The sequence below is a fragment of the Alteromonas sp. RKMC-009 genome, from assembly GCF_003584565.2.
In the GTDB taxonomy this organism is placed as follows: domain Bacteria; phylum Pseudomonadota; class Gammaproteobacteria; order Enterobacterales; family Alteromonadaceae; genus Alteromonas.
The window spans coordinates 154,013-172,012 of sequence record NZ_CP031010.1 but is presented as its reverse complement, the minus strand read 5'-3'; the positions used below and the strand labels follow the sequence as shown (position 1 = coordinate 172,012).

17 protein-coding genes are annotated in these 18,000 nt (G+C 48.4%); 2 read left to right on the top strand and 15 right to left on the bottom strand.

Annotated elements, in window-relative coordinates:
• Positions 1-118: 118 nt before the first annotated feature.
• From DS731_RS00755 to DS731_RS00745, 3 genes are all read right to left on the bottom strand, one after another.
• Positions 119-730, bottom strand: coding sequence for a LysE family translocator (locus DS731_RS00755; RefSeq protein ID WP_119499540.1), 612 nt, complete (start codon positions 728-730; stop codon positions 119-121).
• A gap of 100 nt (positions 731-830) precedes the next feature.
• A complete protein-coding gene (locus tag DS731_RS00750) occupies positions 831-1,748 on the bottom strand; it encodes a LysR family transcriptional regulator (protein ID WP_119499539.1) in 918 nt (305 codons plus the stop codon).
• Between the two features lie 30 nt (positions 1,749-1,778).
• A complete protein-coding gene (locus DS731_RS00745; RefSeq protein WP_119499538.1) occupies positions 1,779-2,198 on the bottom strand; it encodes an Lrp/AsnC family transcriptional regulator in 420 nt (139 codons plus the stop codon).
• A 156-nt stretch (positions 2,199-2,354) separates the two neighbouring features.
• On the opposite strand from DS731_RS00745, the gene yjeH reads away from it, so the two are divergent.
• Positions 2,355-3,626, top strand: a complete 1,272-nt coding sequence (gene yjeH / locus DS731_RS00740; protein ID WP_119503244.1) for an L-methionine/branched-chain amino acid transporter — start codon at positions 2,355-2,357, stop codon at positions 3,624-3,626.
• Between the two features lie 13 nt (positions 3,627-3,639).
• On the opposite strand, the gene DS731_RS00735 is transcribed toward yjeH, so the two are convergent.
• Entirely contained in the window at positions 3,640-4,875 is a 1,236-nt protein-coding gene (locus DS731_RS00735) for an ABC transporter permease (RefSeq protein WP_119499537.1), read from the bottom strand.
• Complete coding sequence (locus DS731_RS00730) at positions 4,875-5,579, bottom strand: ABC transporter ATP-binding protein (RefSeq protein WP_232373452.1); 705 nt, start codon at positions 5,577-5,579, stop codon at positions 4,875-4,877. The genes DS731_RS00735 and DS731_RS00730 overlap by 1 nt, the downstream gene beginning before the upstream one ends.
• 79 nt (positions 5,580-5,658) lie before the next feature.
• Between DS731_RS00730 and DS731_RS00725 the strand changes: the two genes are divergently transcribed.
• On the top strand, positions 5,659-6,222 hold the full coding sequence (locus tag DS731_RS00725) for a DUF3299 domain-containing protein (RefSeq protein WP_119499536.1): 564 nt from the start codon (positions 5,659-5,661) through the stop codon (positions 6,220-6,222).
• 117 nt (positions 6,223-6,339) lie between these two features.
• Here DS731_RS00725 and DS731_RS00720 read toward each other — a convergent pair whose 3' ends face one another.
• The 10 genes from DS731_RS00720 to DS731_RS00675 all read right to left on the bottom strand — a co-directional run bounded on the left by DS731_RS00720 (position 6,340) and on the right by DS731_RS00675 (position 17,881).
• Complete coding sequence (locus DS731_RS00720; protein WP_119499535.1) at positions 6,340-6,738, bottom strand: MerC domain-containing protein; 399 nt, start codon at positions 6,736-6,738, stop codon at positions 6,340-6,342.
• Between the two features lie 40 nt (positions 6,739-6,778).
• A complete protein-coding gene (locus tag DS731_RS00715; RefSeq protein ID WP_119499534.1) occupies positions 6,779-7,387 on the bottom strand; it encodes a ZrgA family zinc uptake protein in 609 nt (202 codons plus the stop codon).
• Between the two features lie 207 nt (positions 7,388-7,594).
• On the bottom strand, positions 7,595-8,272 hold the full coding sequence (locus DS731_RS00710) for a hypothetical protein (protein WP_119499533.1): 678 nt from the start codon (positions 8,270-8,272) through the stop codon (positions 7,595-7,597).
• A 128-nt stretch (positions 8,273-8,400) separates the two neighbouring features.
• Positions 8,401-9,045, bottom strand: coding sequence for a tellurite resistance TerB family protein (locus DS731_RS00705; protein ID WP_119499532.1), 645 nt, complete (start codon positions 9,043-9,045; stop codon positions 8,401-8,403).
• A 180-nt stretch (positions 9,046-9,225) separates the two neighbouring features.
• Positions 9,226-10,284 (bottom strand): L-rhamnose/proton symporter RhaT, encoded by a 1,059-nt coding sequence (gene rhaT, locus DS731_RS00700; RefSeq protein WP_119499531.1) that lies wholly within the window; start codon positions 10,282-10,284, stop codon positions 9,226-9,228.
• A 307-nt stretch (positions 10,285-10,591) separates the two neighbouring features.
• Positions 10,592-11,737: an alpha-hydroxy acid oxidase gene (locus tag DS731_RS00695; protein WP_119499530.1), complete on the bottom strand. Its 1,146-nt coding sequence runs from the start codon at positions 11,735-11,737 to the stop codon at positions 10,592-10,594.
• 101 nt (positions 11,738-11,838) lie between these two features.
• On the bottom strand, positions 11,839-13,134 hold the full coding sequence (locus DS731_RS00690; protein ID WP_119499529.1) for a TIM barrel protein: 1,296 nt from the start codon (positions 13,132-13,134) through the stop codon (positions 11,839-11,841).
• Positions 13,135-13,144: 10 nt separating this feature from the next.
• Positions 13,145-15,337: a bifunctional rhamnulose-1-phosphate aldolase/short-chain dehydrogenase gene (locus tag DS731_RS00685; RefSeq protein WP_119499528.1), complete on the bottom strand. Its 2,193-nt coding sequence runs from the start codon at positions 15,335-15,337 to the stop codon at positions 13,145-13,147.
• Positions 15,338-15,615: 278 nt separating this feature from the next.
• Complete coding sequence (locus DS731_RS00680; RefSeq protein WP_119499527.1) at positions 15,616-16,401, bottom strand: DeoR/GlpR family DNA-binding transcription regulator; 786 nt, start codon at positions 16,399-16,401, stop codon at positions 15,616-15,618.
• Positions 16,402-16,501: 100 nt separating this feature from the next.
• Positions 16,502-17,881 (bottom strand): FGGY-family carbohydrate kinase, encoded by a 1,380-nt coding sequence (locus DS731_RS00675; protein WP_119499526.1) that lies wholly within the window; start codon positions 17,879-17,881, stop codon positions 16,502-16,504.
• Between the last annotated feature and the right edge of the window lie 119 nt (positions 17,882-18,000).

The window sequence follows — 18,000 nt, the reverse complement described above, 5'->3', positions numbered from 1 at the left end:
CTGGAATGATAAGCTTATGGTCACGGTAACACTGTGACTAAAATTCCTGCTGATTAAAAATTGATTCTATAAATAGCTTTAATTGAAAAATGGAATGTTAATTCCATTTTTAATTTTCTTAAAGTGACACCGCTTTTAAAGCCAGTAAGATCAACACCCCGCCGGTGACCTTATCAATAATGCCTGCTTTTGCCTGAATCCGTTGTACTACCGCCTGACTCGACATCACCACGGCAATCAGCGTGTACCACAGCCCGTCAATCAATGCTGGGGTTGCAACGATAACTGCGGTTTCCGCCATGTTTTCGGCCACACCGATAAACTGACTGAACAGGGCAATAAAAAAGAGTGCGATCTTAGGATTGAACAATGATATTGCCAGGCCATCCCCTGCTGCTGCCAGCGCAGAGACTTTTTTGCCAGACTGCAATTGCGCCTGGATGCCGCCCTTCGACATCAGCGATTTTACCCCAAGATAAGCCAGGTACCCGGCTCCCAGCCAGGTGAGTGCTTTAAACAAAACTGGCGAATGTTGCAGCAGCACGGCCAACCCTGAACTGGTTAATAACGCATAGAAAAAAACACCCGACGCATGGGCCCATGCAGTACAAAGCCCATTAAAACGCCCGCCGGACAGCGCATGTTTAGTCACAACTGCCAGACTCGGACCAGGCGACATGGCTCCCAACAAACAAACAGAAAATAAAGTGAAAAATACAACGATGGTCATGATGCCCCTCCAATTTCCTGCATTGTAGAAGCATCATAAACATAACTGGAAATCATAAGATATCATCATAACTATGATTTAGAGTAATACCACAAAGCAATCAAAGTTGGATTGAGCTTTCGCAATGAGCAATCGCGTCTTTTACCTGCTCCCGCGCCCATTTATGTCTGATGTCGTTATCATATTTTGGATGCCAGATAAGCCAGTACTGGTTTTCATCAACGTCGAAAGGCAGTGGCTTGTGCACAATATTCCAGCTGTCTCCCAAACTCTCAGCAATGTGCTCTGGCATCACCATTAGCCCGTCGAATACTTGCAAATGGCTTAATGCCGCATTGAAGAAGGGCACCCGCAAATGAACCCGGCGCTGTAAGTCTTGCTGCCGCAGCATGTCATCAACAAAGGTATCTTTGTCCGCCCCACCGGTAATTTTAATATGCGGATAAGCAATCAGTTCGTTCACGGTGACATGCTTTTTTGAAGCCAGTGGATGTGACTGGTGCATCACCAGCACCGAATGGTCCGCGCCAATGCGGATACCAGAAATGCCATCCGGCTTTTGCGGCAACATAGTGGAAGCGATATCAATATTAAGTTCGTGGAGCCGGTGAATATATTCGGGCTCCCACAGCCGCAAGCTCACCGTCAGGTTTGGCGCTTGCGTATTGAGTAGCTTGCATACATCCGGCATGACATACTGGGCGACATAATCGCTCGACGACAGCACCAGCTCACCAAACCAGTTTTCAGGGTCGAATACGGTTTCAGCCAGCAGCAAATCGAAATCGTCCATCAGCGTGTCGAGCTTCGCTTTCAGCATTTCAGCTTTTGGCGTCATGATAAGCACATTACCATTGCGTACCAGCAATTCGTCCTGCCAGATATCACGAAGCTGCGCCAACTGCCTGCTCACCGCTGACTGGGTGATATGAAGTCGTTGCGCTGCTTTGCTCACATGGGCTTCCTGCAACAATACGTGTAACGTGCGAAGCAAGTTGAGGTTGGTATTTCTGAGCATTTGTGTGTTCCCGCTTCAGTTAAGACGAAGTTACCCCAACCACTGATTCAGCACCACGTGAGTTTTGATTTTGATGATGTCGTCGATAGTATCGATATGTTCACGGATTTCATGTAGCCGGCGCATGGTGTCTGCTTTTATCAGCACGATCAGGTCGCACTCGCCGGTAACACCATAGCACGACACCACCTCGGGAATAGCGCGAAAATAGGGCACCACATCTGCGCACCGCGCCCGCTTATGCTGGATTTCCAGATAAGCCGCAACACCTTCTTTTTGCGATTCTGACAACATAACCTGATAGCCGCGGATCACATTGTTCGATTCCAGTTTCTTGATCCGTTCTGTGACGGCGGAACGTGACAGGCCCACTTCATCGGCAATCGCTGAAATACTGGCCCGGGCATTTTGTCGGAGCTGAGCAAGAATAGCCTGATCGAATTTGTCCATCGTAATTCCGTCATTTTGCAGGTAAAAAGTCTTTCTGCCGTCAAAATGACGGCAACAACGCGCTGAATGCACGCAAAGTAACACGTTATGAAGCGCAAAAACGCAGTATATTACGCAATTGAAATTAATGCAGTACGATTGGGTTTGTTTATCACCATGCACGATGCAAATAACAAAATTGGACGCTGGCAGGGCGCCGGGCTGCTGACCACCACTTTGCTGGGTACCAGCGTATTTATTCTGCCACAGATGACCATTAACACCGCTGGCCACTGGGCAATGATCAGCTGGCTTGTGCTAACAGTGGCAATACTGCCCGTTGCCATGGTGTTTGCTAAACTCTCTTCCCGCTACCCTCATGCGGGCGGTCCGGCCTATTTTGTTGAAAAGGCGTTTGGCAAATCTGCAGGCAGGACTATCGGTTTGCTTTTCTTATTTGTGGTACCTATTGGCGCGCCTGCTGCCATCATTATGACGTACTGGTTTATCGAAACGCTGTTTGGTCTCTCACCAGACTGGGCGCTGTCCGTTCAGCTGGGTATTATCGCGCTGCTATTTGCGCTTAATTATCGGGGTATTCAGTTTTCTTCCACCTTGCAGCTTATCCTTACCCTGGTGATTACCTTAGTGGTCATCGCTATGTTGGCAGGTCAGCCTGTAGCGTCGGGCGAACTAATCCCTGAGGCAACGTCTACGCCTTTTGATATGAATCCTATGCTGGCCGCCATGGGCATCGCGTTCTGGAGTTTTCTCGGCATAGAAGCCATTTCCCATCTGGCCGACGATTTTAAAAACCCGGGACGGGATTTAGTCCCCGCAATTATGACCGGCACAATACTGGTGGGTTTAATTTATCTGGGCTGTACTTGGCTGCTCATCGACACGCCGGTGTCGGATTCTCTGAGTATGGTCATCGTATTTGATCAGATCTTCTCCGGTGGTGGCGCGGCGGTTATCGGCGCCCTCGGAGTGGCAGGCGGCCTGGCAACTGTGAATGTGTACACAGCCAGTCTGGCACGGTTAACCTGGAGTTTAAGCAACGATAAAGTTTTACCGGGTTACTTTCAAAGCCTTAACCAGCACAACGTGCCTCAACGGGCACTGCAATGCGTACTTATCGTCATGACACTCACCTTGGTTATCACCCATTACGGTGCGTACAACCTGGAAGACCTGATTGGTTGGGTTAATGGCGTGTTTGTACTCATTTACCTGGCGAGCATGCTGGCGGCTGTCCGTCTTTTATCAGTAAAGCACCGTCCACTGGTAATGCTGAGCTGCCTGTTCTGCGCCACCATCGCTGTGGGACTGGGCACAAAGATGCTCTATGCGCTGGGACTGTTTTGCGTGTGCGCGCCACTGCTTTGGTATCAGCAGCGGCTTGCAACCAATAGAGCAGAACGCAGATTGCAGCGCGGGGCAAATTGACTTTTATTGCCCGCTATAGCCTTGAGTGAATAGCACTGCGATAGGCGTCAATGGCGGGCAACAGCGAGGTAATAAGCGTTGCTACTACCACAGCACCAATAACCATTGCACTGTGCGTATTAAACACATTGGCAGATAAAAACAGGCCATACTCACTGGCCAGCCAGCCTTTCGCGCCGGCAAAAATGGATGTGACTAACCCCAGTGACACGACACTGGCACTGACAGCAATGACAAGGGCTTCGGTTAAAATAAGCAAGAAGACCACACCAGCTCCGGCACCTAATATACGGAGCACTGCAATCTCTTTTTCCCGCTGCTGCATAGAAGCCAGCAGCATGGTAGACAGGCCGAATAGTGACGACACCAGGATCAGTACGCTGATCACGCGCAGAATATTTTCCACCGTGCCCATCATCTTCCACAACTCAGCCATGGCCACGCCGGGCAGAATGGCCATGAGTCTGTCATCTTCATAATTGTTCAGCGCCCGCTGTAAAGTGAACGTGGCAAATTTCGATTTAAGTCCCAACAACACGGCGGTTACGCTGTCAGGCTGAACCAGCGGATTGGAAAAATCATCGGGGTTTGCGAGGATGTCTTTCAGTTGGGAAGGCGCCAGATGCATGGCCTCGATACCCGCCAAACTCACATGTACGGTTTTATCAACCGGCGTGCCGGTAGGCGCGAGAATACCGGTAATGTTAAAAGGCGACTGGTCGTGATTAGTAAAACTTACTGCTCCGGTACCGTGGGCAATAACAATCTTATCGCCGACCTTATAGCCCAGCTTCTTTGCCACTTCCGCACCGATGACGGTGTCGAATATGCCTTTGAACGGTTCGCCGTCAGCAAAGGCTAAATGCTGCTTATTACCGTACTTATACTGATCGAAGTAGGTTTGATTGGTACCTAACACGCGGTAACCGTGATGAGAGTCTCCCAGTGCGATAGGAATTGCCCAGCTTACCTGTTCGTTATTTTCGAGCATTTCAAAACTGTCGTATTCCACGTTATTGGTGGGACTGCCCATGCGGAAAATACTGTAGAGCATGAGGTTCATCTGTCCGCTTGGCGCACCGACAATTAAGTCCACACCGGACACCGTGCGATTGAAGCTGGCTTCTGCCTGCAGGCGGATGTGCTCAACACTGAGTAATACACTGATACTGATGAGCAACGAAAGAAAAGTAAGCAGCACTGACTTCGCGCGGCTTCGTAAACTGCTTACTGCAAAAGATAACAACATTACGCCACCTCACTAAATGAGCATAACGACTGCAAAGACACCGATGACGACAGATACTGCGCGAGGCTTTTATCATGACTGACGAAGATAAGCGTAGTGTGATGTTGTTTACACAGATCAATCAGCAGAGTCATAAAAGCATCACGGGCGTCGGTATCCAGCGCAGAGGTTGGCTCATCCACCAGCAGAATTTCAGGTTCATTGATGAGCGCGCGGGCAATGGCCACCCGTTGTTGCTGCCCCACACTCAGGCTTTTGGCTGACTGGGTTAACACTTCTGCAGGCAATTTTAGTGCGTTGATCAAGCCCCCTGCTTTGCTTTCGATATTGCCTTTGTTACCACCGAAATAAGCGGCCAGTTCGATGTTCTTCAAAACACTGAGATGAGGCACCAGGTTAAATTGCTGGAATACTACGCCGATGTGCCGGGCACGGAACCCGTCCCGCTTACCGGATGACAGTGAAGAGAAATCCTCGCCCAGCAAGGTAATATCACCACTGTCTGCATTCAGCACACCGGCCAGCATATTCAATAACGTGGTCTTTCCCGAGCCCGACGGGCCATGCAAAAAGATGCGTTCACCTTTTTCCACTGTCCATTCCGGCAGCGTCATGCGGGTTTTACTTTTCGGATACTGATGAACCACATCTTTGAGATGTATCGCGACAGAAGCCGACGAAGTGCTGGTATGCTGACTATTCAAACTGAACTCTTATCGTTATTATAGAATCTGGTGATGTTATAACATCGGGCATTTTACCTAACCAATAGAGACGCTTTTAATGAAACGAATCCTGAGACAAATCGCAATTTTAATGTGTATGAGTACGTTTCCCTTCAGCGCGTCACTATCTGCTACCGAATATGAAGAAATAGAGTGGACCGCGTTAATGCCGGCCAGTGATTTGGCTGCCCTGCTGGACCCACCTGACTATCTAAGCAATGTTAAGGACGGATCTCAACAAGATTCTGTAAAGGCGTTTACACAGAACTCGTTTGAAGATGAGAAAGTAGAGCGTTTCAAGCAGGCGTTAAGCTCTGTGCAGGTCATTCCTGAATTCGACGGCCGTTCAATTAAAATTCCGGGCTACGTGGTCCCTCTTCAACAAAATGAAGAAAAGTTAGTGACCGAATTTTTCATCGTACCCTACTTTGGTGCCTGTCTGCATATGCCGCCGCCACCGCCTAACCAGATTATTTATGTGAGCTATGAGCAAGGACTGGCGTTAGAGGATTTGCAGCAGCCATTCTGGTTCGAGGGCGAAGTGGATATTCAAACCCGTCAGCATGAATTAGGCACCGCAGCTTACACACTGAATGTGGATCGTTACGAACTGTTTGAGTAAAAAGGGCCTTACATAAAATCCAGTGTCATGATCAGGTGTTTTTCACCGCTTTCCGGTAACAGGTAATTTATTGCGGTGCATGGTGGTGCCTGTTCTGAGCGTTTAACAATCGGTATTTCAGGCGTGCTCACAGCGGGTGAGGTTTCGCTTTCGAAAGTTCTGAATATGTGCGATGACGATAAATAGTGAGGCGATTATGGTTAACACCGTCTCTCCTTCTTCACCGGCAATGTCATGGGCAACCGTGCCGGCGAGGGTAAGCAGAAACAAACCTGCCAGTCCGCAGGAAAGTACTTTGCCATTCTTGTGATGCCGGTAACCGGCAAGTAACGCCACAAGACCTACCGGTACAACAAAAAACAGTAAAACCTGATGGAAGACTTCGTGGTCGGGGATTGCAAGCCCGCCGAAAGTGGGTAAGGCGATGATTAATAATGGTGTGAGTACGCAGTGAACAACGCATAAAGATGAAAGTGCGATAGCGATTTTATCGCCCGTTTCCTGAATTCGCGGCATAGTATTTCCGTTGTAAAGAGGAGTATTTTGCATGTGATATTTACCAGCTTACTGTTGCGCTTTGAGGTGTGGCGTCAGTCATCCCCTGACCTTTGTCGTTTACCCACTGAACTTCCAGGGCTGACAATGATGGAGCAAGACGAAAAAGGGTTACCGTCATTTCAGAAATGTCGTCACCACAAGATAATTGATAGGCTAACGTGACATCTTCGTGATGGTGCGCATCATGATGATCCTCGTCGTGATGCTCCCCGTCATGGTGTTGCTCATCTTCATGCAGCGAGCCATGAGTTTCATGGCCAACGTTGTGTTCAGGAGATTCGTGGTGGGGAAAATCAATCTCCTGACTGACCAGCTGGCAATTTCCGTCTACTGAGAAAACGTTGCTGTACTCACTTATTTGTTTTTCAATTTGATGTACCTGCTGCATCTGTTCATCACTTTCCGGTGCATGCTCGAAACCCAGTAAATCCGCTGCAGGAATTGAAAATTGAAGCTGCCAGTTACTCTCATCCTGGGCAACGAGTAACTGCCCGTGTCCGTGAATATGCTTGCCTGCCAGGGCATAGGCTGCAGAAAAAGGAGCTAAACATAAAAGAACGGCTGCGGATGTGGCTGCCATGAAAATGCGAACAGAAGATAAAGCCATAATCACTCCAGATATGTTATATTATAACAACTACTGAAATGTTATAATGTATCAATTAGGATTACAACAATTCCTCAGAAGATAAGATGTGAATGTGTTGAAATTTGTTGCAGAAGAAAACGGGGAAGTTCAGAAGAAAAAATAGCGGATTTGAAATCATTGCTCCGCGCACAGATGACTGCCGGGAGCAACGATTACCGGACTGTATTAAAGCTTAGCGACATCCTGGGTTTTCACACCGCATGCACCATGGCTGCGCTTTTCATGGAAGGCCACTTCCAGTGACTGCATCATCGGAGCGTGATGGTCGATAGTCAGCAGATGCTTTTCTACCCGTCTGGCATCAAATGCTGTAAAGAAAGATTTCAGGAATACTTCGTTGGTATCGTCCTGCACCAGCACCCGGGCACCGGTCTGCACGATAATAATGTCATCGTCTTTTAAGTTGTAGCGTTTCGCCAGAGACTCGATTTTACTCAGATACGCTTCAGCTTTTTCCGGTGAGTTAGCAAGGATAGCCGGAATTTTAGCGGCTTCAGACAAAGGGATTTTTTCTTTCCCTAAGATGTACATATTGTCCTGCGTGAAGTGTACCCAGTTTTTTGAAGCTTTTTCTACAATCGCAATTTGTGCAGCGTTTTGCGCCTGTTCAAGATAACTCAGTCCTGTTTCAGGATAGTCTGCCAGTAATTCCAGATTCAGTTGCACCTGCGACTGAGAGTTATTGCCGATAACGGTAAGCAGCTTGTTCTGGCTCACATTTTCGGTACTGGCGGTTTCACAAAGATCACTTGGAAGATAATAATACTCACCCTCGCTGATGGCGCTGACGGGTGAAGAAACGGCGGCGAACGCCAATACTGCTGCACTACATAACTTTTTCATAATCTGTCCTGAATGGGTATCTGCATCGACTGATTAAAAATGTAGCACAACAATATCGTTTTTTTGGTTCTGGAAAAAGATACCTTTGGATGGGATTTGAAAACTTTCAGGTATGAAATTCTATTCGTTTACGTTCTGCCACTCTCGTTAAGACGACGTACCATTTCATCATCCAACTGCAGCAAAGCCGCTAATTCTCTGAGGTAGACCTTCTCCATATGGTTCTGTTCATCGATCACCAACAATGATGCCAGGTATATTTCTGCGGCCATTGCGGGTGAAGTTGCCATTGCTGCCACGTCTGCCGGATCCAGCGGTTTATTAATCTCTCCCTCCAGGAAGACCTTCTCATCAGATCCTGCGTCAGACTTAGCAAGGGCATCGTGAATACGGGACAATTCCGCCTCATCAATATGACCATCCGCTTTGGCTGCCGCTATCATGGCTTTAAGAATAATTACCGGATGTTGAGGGTCGTTGTCTTCAAACGTTTCCCGCTTTCGCGCAGCAGATTGCTCTATCTGATAATTATTGTAGATTTTGTACGCCAGTGCACCTATCGCCGCGGCACCACCCACCTTCAGCAAGGTTGAGCCTTTGCCTTTTTTCAACATAGATGTCAGCAATGAACCGCCCGCAGCGCCAAGGCCAGCCTTTTTCAATAAACTTGCGCCGGAGGAGCCTGATGACCCTGTCAGACCGCTTAATTTATCTTTGTGTTGTTTTACCGCAGAAGAATTTAAAACCTGACCCAGCAATTTATTGATATTCATACAACTACCTCTTGTGAATAATGCAAGACAAGGCCCGGAAGCCTTTATAATTTGAACGCACAAAAGGAAATTAAGTTTTGTCACTTAACCGGCTGACAATACAGCTCAGCGTACCGGAAAGGAATTAAGCGCGCCAACCTACTGGAAACCATACCAAGGCCGGCGCTAGGGACTGTTACGTTATTGCAGAGAGTTACCTACGCCGATCACCAGCGTGGCAAGAACAAGTAAAGAGATACCGGTCAGCAGAAGCATACGACTCTTTTTGTTGCTGCCTTTCCATTCCATCAACGCTAATCCCCACAGCGTGGAGAAAATGATGATACTGGCCATATGAATGGTCCAGCTGGAAAACTCGTATTTACCCATGTTGCTTTCGCCCATGGTGTAAAAGAAGAACTGGAAGTACCAGAATGCACCGCCTAATGCAGCCAGCAGATAGTTTTTCACCATCGTGTTGCCCTGCAGACGCTCAGTGCCTTTGGCGACCTGACCAAAAAATTCTTTGGCAGAACCATTTTTCGCAATCAGATAAATACACCAGACAGCGTTAGTCGTTAAACCACCCAGCAATACAACACACAATACAGGCAAACCCTGCCAGAGATGATCGGTGCCGGCTTCAAGAGTCAGTTCACGGATGGGTTTACCCGCCGCAATACCGAAAGCAAAACAGGCAGACATGACGCCGGAAAACGCGGCGATGGCTAAGCCTTTTTTCATATCAATGGTTTCGGCTTCTTCTGTGGTGCCGAGACTGCGGTTCTTTTCAGCAGTCGCCCTGGCAACAACAATAACCCCGACGAGGGTCATCAACGTACCGCCTACAGCAAACTGGCCACTGGTGGTTGCCAGTACGGCACCGATTGTGCCATCAAATATAGGTGGGCCTAACGTCCCTAATACTGTAGTAAGACCCAGCACGATAGCCATGCCTGACGAGATACCCATGTAGCGTACAGCCAGCCCAAAGGTTAAACCGCCAAAGCCCCAGCCCAGACCCCAAAGGAAACATTGCTGCAATGTGCTTGCCGGTGTACTGCCCAGAACGCCAAATAAATCTTCGGTCTGGACCATCGCGAAAAACCAGGGGCACAGGAACCAGCTGAAAATACCACCGGTCAGCCAGAAGATTTCCCATGACCACTTTTGAATGCGTTTGTACGGAACATAGAAACTGGCAGAGAACAAACCGCCCAGCCAGTGAAACAATACCCCTAGTAATGGATTTGGTGTCATGCCTTTACTCCCGGTACACCACCCGCATGTAATTTTTAAGTAACGGGTTTACATCATTTAAACAATACAATTGCCAGCATACACAATAATTTTATGTAAATCACACACTTTTAATCATTTTCAATCACAAATATTCAAAAGTAGTAATCATGAGGTGCAGGGATACGCATACAGTGATGTATTTAAAGGAGATCCGGAGAACTGTTAACGGATTGAATCAGGATTCAGGGATAGATGGAGGGCATCAGAATGACAGCACGCAGGCTAGCCTGCGTGCGTGCTTATTTTTACAAAGTGTACAAAACGCTTATCTGAACCGCACGTGGTCGCGGTTCAGCTCACTGATTTTGCTACAGCCCATCAGGCGCATGTCCCGTTCGATTTCAGCCACCATTTGCTGCATCGCACGCTCTACGCCCTTCTGACCAGCCGCTGCCAGTGCATAAAGATAATAGCGCCCCAGTCCGACCGCTTTCGCACCCAGCGCTAATGCTTTGAGTACATGTGTACCGCGCTGAATACCACTGTCGAACATAACGTCAATCTGGTCACCAACGGCATCAACAATTTCAGCCAGGTGATCAAAGGAACTTCGGGAACCATCAAGCTGACGGCCACCGTGGTTTGAAATCACAATGCCGGTACAGCCGATATCAACGGCACGTTTAGCATCGTCGGCACTCATAATCCCTTTGAGACAGAACTGGCCGTCCCAAAATTTCACCATCTCTGCCACGTCTTTCCAGTTCATCGACGGGTCGAGCATGTTTGTGAAGTAGTCACCAATAGAGCTGGTTGAACCGCCCATATTAATGTGGGCATCCAGTTGCGGCAGCGAAAATTTTTCATGGGTGACATAGTTAATGCCCCACGCCGGCTTAGTCGCAAACTGCCACAAGCCCGCCAGATTCAACCGGAAAGGAATGGAGAAACCGGTACGTAAATCCCGTTCGCGGTTACCGCCGGTAATGGAATCGACAGTAAGCATCATCACTTCGATACCAGACTCTTTCGCCCGCTCCATCATGGCTCTGTTGAGACCGCGATCTTTATGGAAATAGAACTGATATACCTGAGGCGTATCGTATTGCTTAGCAATTTCCTCCATGCTGACTGTGCCGAGGGATGACACACCAAACATGGTACCGAATTGCTCTGCGACCGCTGCCACAGCCCGTTCACCCTGATGATGAAACAAACGTTGCAGTGCGGTTGGTGACAAATAAACCGGCAACTGCAGTTTTTGCCCCATCACTTCAACACTCAAATCAATATCTTTCACCCCGGTGAGTACACGGGGGATCAGATCACACTCACGGAAAGCCGACGTGTTGCGGCGTAACGTGGTTTCATCGTCAGCACCGCCATCGATGTAGTTAAAAATTGGCCCCGGCAAACGCTTCTGCGCCAACTTACGAAAATCATGAAAATTATGACACTGGCTTAATCGCATTATTGTTTTCCGTTCTCATGCTACAGATCCACAGCCCTCAGATACAAAACAGCCCGCAAACGCGAGCTGTATCTTCAGGCCAAATTCACAGTCCGTCTGAATCAGACAATACCAGAACCGGTGGCATTGGGGTCGCGTGGACGCTCTTTTGCCATGGTTTCACGATAACCAACACCGCGGTAAACACCAAGAGGGTTGATCGGTGAACCTTTACGGTAACGCGCCATCGCCAGAATAGGTGATACATCCAGGTTGAACGCATTTTTCAGCTCAAGTGACGCCATCAGTGCATCATTGTCTTCCTGGAAACCATACAGGGCTTCGCGGTTAACCAGCAATGCTTTGACGTAAGAGCGCTGTACTTCAATGGCTGAATTGATCAGGCTCTCTGCCGGGTCGGTCACGTTGTGTGACTGATCAAGCATATACGCCGGACCGAACTCGTCCTGCTGACGATATTCAGCATCAACCAGTTCGTTAAAGATCAGGAACTGCTGATAAGGATGCAGTGAACCACTGTCCAGGTCATCGTCACCATATTTACTGTCATTGAAATGGAAACCGCCCAGCTTCTTGAACTGAATTAAGCGTGACACAATCATTTCAATGTTGGTATTCGGTGCATGGTGACCCAAATCAACCAGAGACTTACACTTAGGCCCTAAGTGCATAGCGGCAAGCAGGTTTGAACCCCAGTCCTGAATGATTGTTGAGTAGAATGCAGGCTCGAACATTTTGTGTTCAATGTGCATTTCCCAGTCATCGGGCAAGCCTTTATACACTTCTTCCATGCTGGCAAGGTAACGCTCGAATGCACGTTGGAAATGTTGCTGGCCGGGATGGTTTGAACCGTCGCCAACCCATACTGTCAGGCTTTTTGCACCGAGTTGCTGACCGTAGCCAATCACATCAAGGTTGTGCTGAATCGCCAGGTCACGGGATTCTTTTTTGGTGTTGCTCAAACTGCCATACTTGTAAGAGTGTTCCTGGCCGCGCTGGTCCTGGAACGTGTTTGAGTTCACCGATACCCACTTCAGACCATACTCATCTGCTTTTTGCTTCAGCTCAGAGAAATCGTCAACCACATCCCAGGGGAAGTGAGGCGATACGCTGTCAGTACAACCTGACATTTCGTTGATCACTGCGCAGTCTTCCAGCTTTTCCCAGATATTGCGCGGCTCGCCTTCACCGGGGAAACGGGCAAAACGGGTGCCGCCGGTACCTGTACCCCATGAAGGTACGGCAACCTGGAATTCGCCGGCCAGCTCAGTGATTTTCTCAATATCGATATCCTGGCGTGCCAGTTTATCTGCCAGCGCAGCGTAATCTGCGTCTAAGTGCCCTTTCAGCTTTTCGTTGTCATCGCTGATAATGGATGCATCAATTCTTCTTAACATAAGTCACCTCTTATCTCAGGAAAGCTTCATGCAGACCGCCGTCTACACTGATCACTTGCCCGGTTGTTTTGCTCAGTTGACCGGATACAAGAAGATAGGCCGCCTCGGCTTGATCATCCGGTGTGATAGGTTGTTTGGTTAACGTGCGCTGTGCATAGAATTGCGCCAGCTTGTTACGTAATTCTTCCGTGCTTTCACTTTCATCATGAGCAATATCGTACTTGGTCAGTGATGAAATCACGCGGTCTCTCGGGAACATGTTACTGCCCTGCACAACTGTTGCCGGTGCCAGTGCATTTACGTTGACCAGCGGTGACAAGGTAACCGCCAGTTCGCGAACCAGATGGTTTGCCGCAGCTTTACTGGTGTCGTACGCCAGAGAACCTTTCTTCGATACGGCTGCATTCACGCTGGTAGTCAGTACCAGTGCGCCTTTCAGGCCCTGCGCTTCCCAGATTTTCTGAGCCGTTGAGCCAACCACATAACCGCCTTTCACATTCACGCCAAAGCTCAGGTCGAAGATTTGATCGTTCTTCGCCATGTCTGCGCCTTCTGCGATGAATACACCCGCAGTCACAATCACTTTATCCAGACCGCCATACGCCAGCAGTACCTGTGTGAACAACTCTTCCACGGTTTCACGTTTAGTGATGTCAGCCTGAAGTGCTACAGCCGGGCCACAGGCAGAAATCCCTGTACCGGCTACACCAATTCCCTGACCATATTTATCAGTAAGTTCTTTCGCGGTGCGCTGTGCGTTCTCAAGGTTAAGGTCTGCACACACTACGTGGGCACCTTCTTTAGCAACACGGTGCGCTGTCGCTTTACCGATACCGTCACCGGCACCAATCACTACAACCACGTCGCGGGCCAGTGGCGCTTCTGCCGGCATTCGCTGAAGTTTTGCTTCTTCTAACGCCCAGTATTCAATATCAAACGCTTCCTGAGCTGGCAGCGCGGTATATTCAGAAATCGCTTCTGCACCACGCATTACTTCAATAGCACAGTTATAGAATTCTGCAGTAACGCGGGATTCACTCTTGTTCTTGCCCCAGGCAATCATGCCTACACCCGGAATCAGTACAACCGTCGGGCTCGGGTCACGCATAGCCGGAGAATCTTCACGTTTACAGGCTTCGTAATATGCCGTGTAATCTTCACGATACTTTTCCAGACCAGCTTTAAACTTAGTGATCAGGGTATCGAAGTCGTCATTCTGCGGATCGAAATCGACGAACAGCGGCTTAATTTTAGTACGCAGGAAGTGGTCTGGACACGATGTACCTAACTCAGCCAGACGGGGCGCATCAACGCTGTTTACGAAGCGCAGTGTGGCATCATCAGTTTGTACAGTACCGATGAACTTCACTTTATTAGAAAGCAGGCCGCGGGCTACCGGTAAAAAGTCTTTTAACAGATCAGTACGGGCTGCATCGTCCAGAGACTGATACTTCTGACCACCAAAGGTCATTTCGCCTTTGTCATGCTCTTCAATGTAACGTGCCGCTGTTTCGATAACCCATAAAGAAGTTTCGTAACAGCTTTTACTTTCAGATGACCAGTTGGTGTGACCGTGCTGACCTAACAGAATACCCCAGATGTCAGGGCTCGCAGCATAGGTGTCTTCACACAGTTTCGCCGCTTCCCAACCGGGACGCATCCACGGCACATAGGCCAGCTTGCCGCCCCAGATCACTTCAGTCAGTTCTTTCTGCGCCTTACAGGATGCAACGGAGATAACGGCATTCGGGTGCAGGTGATCAACGTGCTTTTCGTCAATCATTGAATGCAGAGGCGTATCAATAGACGAGGCCCGTGGATTCAGGCAGAAGTTACAGTGCTTGAACATGCCGACCATACGGTCTTCACCGGCAGACTTATAGCCTTTATCTGAATAGTCCTGATACACGCCGTCAAGTGCGTTCAGTTTGTCCTGGTATAAAGAAGAGAAGTTTTCTTTCTTTGATGTACGCAGATCGCCACCGGAGCCTTTTACCCACAGCACTTCAGTTTCTTCACCGGTTAACGGATCTTTTTCCATTAACTTTGCCGAAGTATTACCGCCGCCGGTATTAGTAATACGCTGGTCTTCGCCCAGCTTATTCGAGCGGTATACCAGGTTTTCTACGGGATCGAGTTTATCTGCAACCTCGTCTTCCCACAGATATTTAACGTGTTTGTATTCATCTGGCTGATAAGGCATTTATAGGCATCCTGTGAAGTTAATTAATTGAAACTGGTCTTTTGTGAGACTCATTAATTCATTAATGATTCAATATACATCCAATACAATCTTTGTCAATCATTTCCAATCACAATATAACAGAATTGTTACAAGTATTTTAAGGGTTGTATAAATTTATTCGGGGGTGACGATTTGCGGATGTTTAGCAGTTGTTGATGAAGGCAGGGCTGATTCAGAGACAGAAGCTGAAAAGAACGCGGAAGGATACCGCGCTCTGTTTGTACAAGTGGTAAATCTTAATCGCAGGCCTCGACCACAATCACATTCACACCGAATTCGCGGATTTTATCCAGTGCTTCGGGTGCTGCATTACTGTCGGTGATGACCGTATCGACTTCAGACAATCCGCAGAAAATCAGATTACCTTTCACGCCAATTTTACTGCTGTCAGCCAGTACGATAAGTTTATCAGCCCGCTTACGGAGTTTTTGCTCCGCCAGAATAAGCAGTGGATCGGTTTCCATTACGCCGAATTCACTGACACCGGGTGAACCCATGAACATTTTACTGCCACGGTAGTTTTGTGTGGTGTCGTTTTCGAATGAGCTGAGAATGATACTTTGCTTGCGGTACACTTCCCCGCCGGGGAGCGTGACCTGATTCTGACTGTTTTCCAGTAACTCATGTGCAAGTACAAAGGAGTTCGTCAGAATGTTCATGCGTCTTTCGGCGAGAAACTCAGACATCATGAACGTGGATGTACCGCCATTGATGATGATAGATTCGCCGTCTTCACACATGTCAGTAGCCGCTTTGGCAATGAGTTGCTTAGTACTGGTATTGCGCTCTCTGTCCACCAGAAATGCATTACCGGAAAGACGGATATTAGACACGGTCTTACTGTCTAACACCTGCGCGCCGCCGCGAATTTTTTTAATTTTCTTCGCATCAGCCAGTTTGTTTAAGTCACGACGAATGGTCGCTTCAGACGAGTTAAGTTGCGCGCACAAGTCGCGCACACTCACAAAGGTGCTCTCATCAAGGATATCCAGAATGAGCTGGTGACGTTGCTTCTCCAGCATGGTGTTGCCTGTATAATTGTTATTCGTGTAAGCGATAATATAGTCACCTGTTCAAGCACAATCAATCAAAACACCAAGTTTTTGATTGAATATGATAGATTCATCCAATCGCGTTGTACCATTTTTCCCGGTACGCTTCCAACTTATCAAATGCAGCAGGTTCACAGGGCACTAAGTCCAGTTCAGCTGCAGCCTGTTTATCAAAGTGAATTAAACTCGCCGCGCCCATTACAGTCCCCGTATTGTCACGGGAGAGCATAACAGTCTGGCCCGGACGTAGCTGCGCGACTAACTGACATAACATCGGGTTCTTCAGGAAAGCCCCTTCTATATATATCGTGCCGGTGGAATGCAGATCAGTTAACCGTTGATCAATCATCAGCGCACAATACAGTGTCGCAATAGCCTGGGGAGCAGGCGGCGCATCCGGACATAATTGTTTTGCAGTGAGGCCACCGAAAGGGCCGTTCCCCTGACTGTAATCCGGCGTCACCATCCAGCCTTCATCCAGCGCCTGCTGAATATCCCCGGCTTCAGCACTCATGCGAATGTTGCCGCCCAGAGAAGTACAAATGCTTTCGTATTCCCGTCCGCCCATGAAACGTGCGCAACTGACCGGGTTAGAGAAAATATCCACGTTGGCCAGGGTATCTTTATAGCTGGCAAGTTTGCCGGTGTTACCGTTTGCCTGCATCAGAATGGTCCAGGTTCCGGTAGAAATCACGTTGAAACTCTCGCCACTTTTCGCCAGTGACAAATAGCGCAGCAGGCTGGCATTGCTGTCGTGAATACCGGCAAAAATTTCGCACTGTTCAGATAATCCGGTTTCCTTTGCAACCTGTGCCGACACGGTGCCAAGACAATCCCATGCGTTTTTAAGTGCCGGCATTTTCTCCCGCCAGCCACACTTATCAATCAGCGAAGAGTAGTCTTTTATCTGAGGTTGCCACATATCGGTATGACACCCCAAAGATGTTACTTCTGCAGCCGGTGAGCCACCGAGACGCCAGGCCCAGTACTGCGGATAAAGCAAAATGGTTGAGGCTGAGTCGAACGCCTCTTTATACTTCTGCTGTAACCAGAATAATTGTTTACCCAGATTCAAACCTGCAGGCAACGCGGGTGACAAGGTTTCTGAAAAGTCAGGATGCACACTTTCATAAGCATCAGAGCAACTCTCTACGCCCTGATATTCATAATCAAGGACCGGCAGTGCCAGTTGCTCTCCTTCAGGGGCGTTTGTATTCACTAACGCAGCCGTCGCGCCGTGAGTGGTGACAACAAAAGCGTTGATATCAGGCGTAAGTGTGCAGGAGCGTAAGGTTTCTGCCAGCCAGTTCCATATGCCTTCCACATCTGCCTGAGGATACATGCCGGCAATGGGCGCATTCTTACAGCTGAAGCTGGCGCATTCTTTACCGTTATCTACCAACAGCAATTTAATGTGGGTTTTGCCTATATCCAGAACGGCTTTAAGCATGATTTTTCTCCTGCATTTATTGTGTTCCGTCATGTTGCTTTCGTCAGTGCTCAGGCCGTTTCTAAGCCTTACTTTGAACGACAAAAAGCGGAGTCTGCAGACTCCGCTTTCAGTTCATG

Excerpts from the sequence above, each read along its gene's own strand:
- DS731_RS00755 (WP_119499540.1), bottom strand. The coding sequence starts at position 730 with ATGACCATCGTTGTATTTTTCACTTTATTTTCTGTTTGTTTGTTGGGA.
- DS731_RS00750 (WP_119499539.1), bottom strand. The coding sequence starts at position 1,748 with ATGCTCAGAAATACCAACCTCAACTTGCTTCGCACGTTACACGTATTG.
- DS731_RS00745 (WP_119499538.1), bottom strand. The coding sequence starts at position 2,198 with ATGGACAAATTCGATCAGGCTATTCTTGCTCAGCTCCGACAAAATGCC.
- yjeH (WP_119503244.1), top strand. The coding sequence starts at position 2,355 with ATGCACGATGCAAATAACAAAATTGGACGCTGGCAGGGCGCCGGGCTG.
- DS731_RS00735 (WP_119499537.1), bottom strand. The coding sequence starts at position 4,875 with ATGTTGTTATCTTTTGCAGTAAGCAGTTTACGAAGCCGCGCGAAGTCA.
- DS731_RS00725 (WP_119499536.1), top strand. The coding sequence starts at position 5,659 with ATGAAACGAATCCTGAGACAAATCGCAATTTTAATGTGTATGAGTACG.
- DS731_RS00720 (WP_119499535.1), bottom strand. The coding sequence starts at position 6,738 with ATGCCGCGAATTCAGGAAACGGGCGATAAAATCGCTATCGCACTTTCA.
- DS731_RS00715 (WP_119499534.1), bottom strand. The coding sequence starts at position 7,387 with ATGGCTTTATCTTCTGTTCGCATTTTCATGGCAGCCACATCCGCAGCC.
- DS731_RS00710 (WP_119499533.1), bottom strand. The coding sequence starts at position 8,272 with ATGAAAAAGTTATGTAGTGCAGCAGTATTGGCGTTCGCCGCCGTTTCT.
- DS731_RS00705 (WP_119499532.1), bottom strand. The coding sequence starts at position 9,045 with ATGAATATCAATAAATTGCTGGGTCAGGTTTTAAATTCTTCTGCGGTA.
- rhaT (WP_119499531.1), bottom strand. The coding sequence starts at position 10,284 with ATGACACCAAATCCATTACTAGGGGTATTGTTTCACTGGCTGGGCGGT.
- DS731_RS00695 (WP_119499530.1), bottom strand. The coding sequence starts at position 11,737 with ATGCGATTAAGCCAGTGTCATAATTTTCATGATTTTCGTAAGTTGGCG.
- DS731_RS00690 (WP_119499529.1), bottom strand. The coding sequence starts at position 13,134 with ATGTTAAGAAGAATTGATGCATCCATTATCAGCGATGACAACGAAAAG.
- DS731_RS00685 (WP_119499528.1), bottom strand. The coding sequence starts at position 15,337 with ATGCCTTATCAGCCAGATGAATACAAACACGTTAAATATCTGTGGGAA.
- DS731_RS00680 (WP_119499527.1), bottom strand. The coding sequence starts at position 16,401 with ATGCTGGAGAAGCAACGTCACCAGCTCATTCTGGATATCCTTGATGAG.
- DS731_RS00675 (WP_119499526.1), bottom strand. The coding sequence starts at position 17,881 with ATGCTTAAAGCCGTTCTGGATATAGGCAAAACCCACATTAAATTGCTG.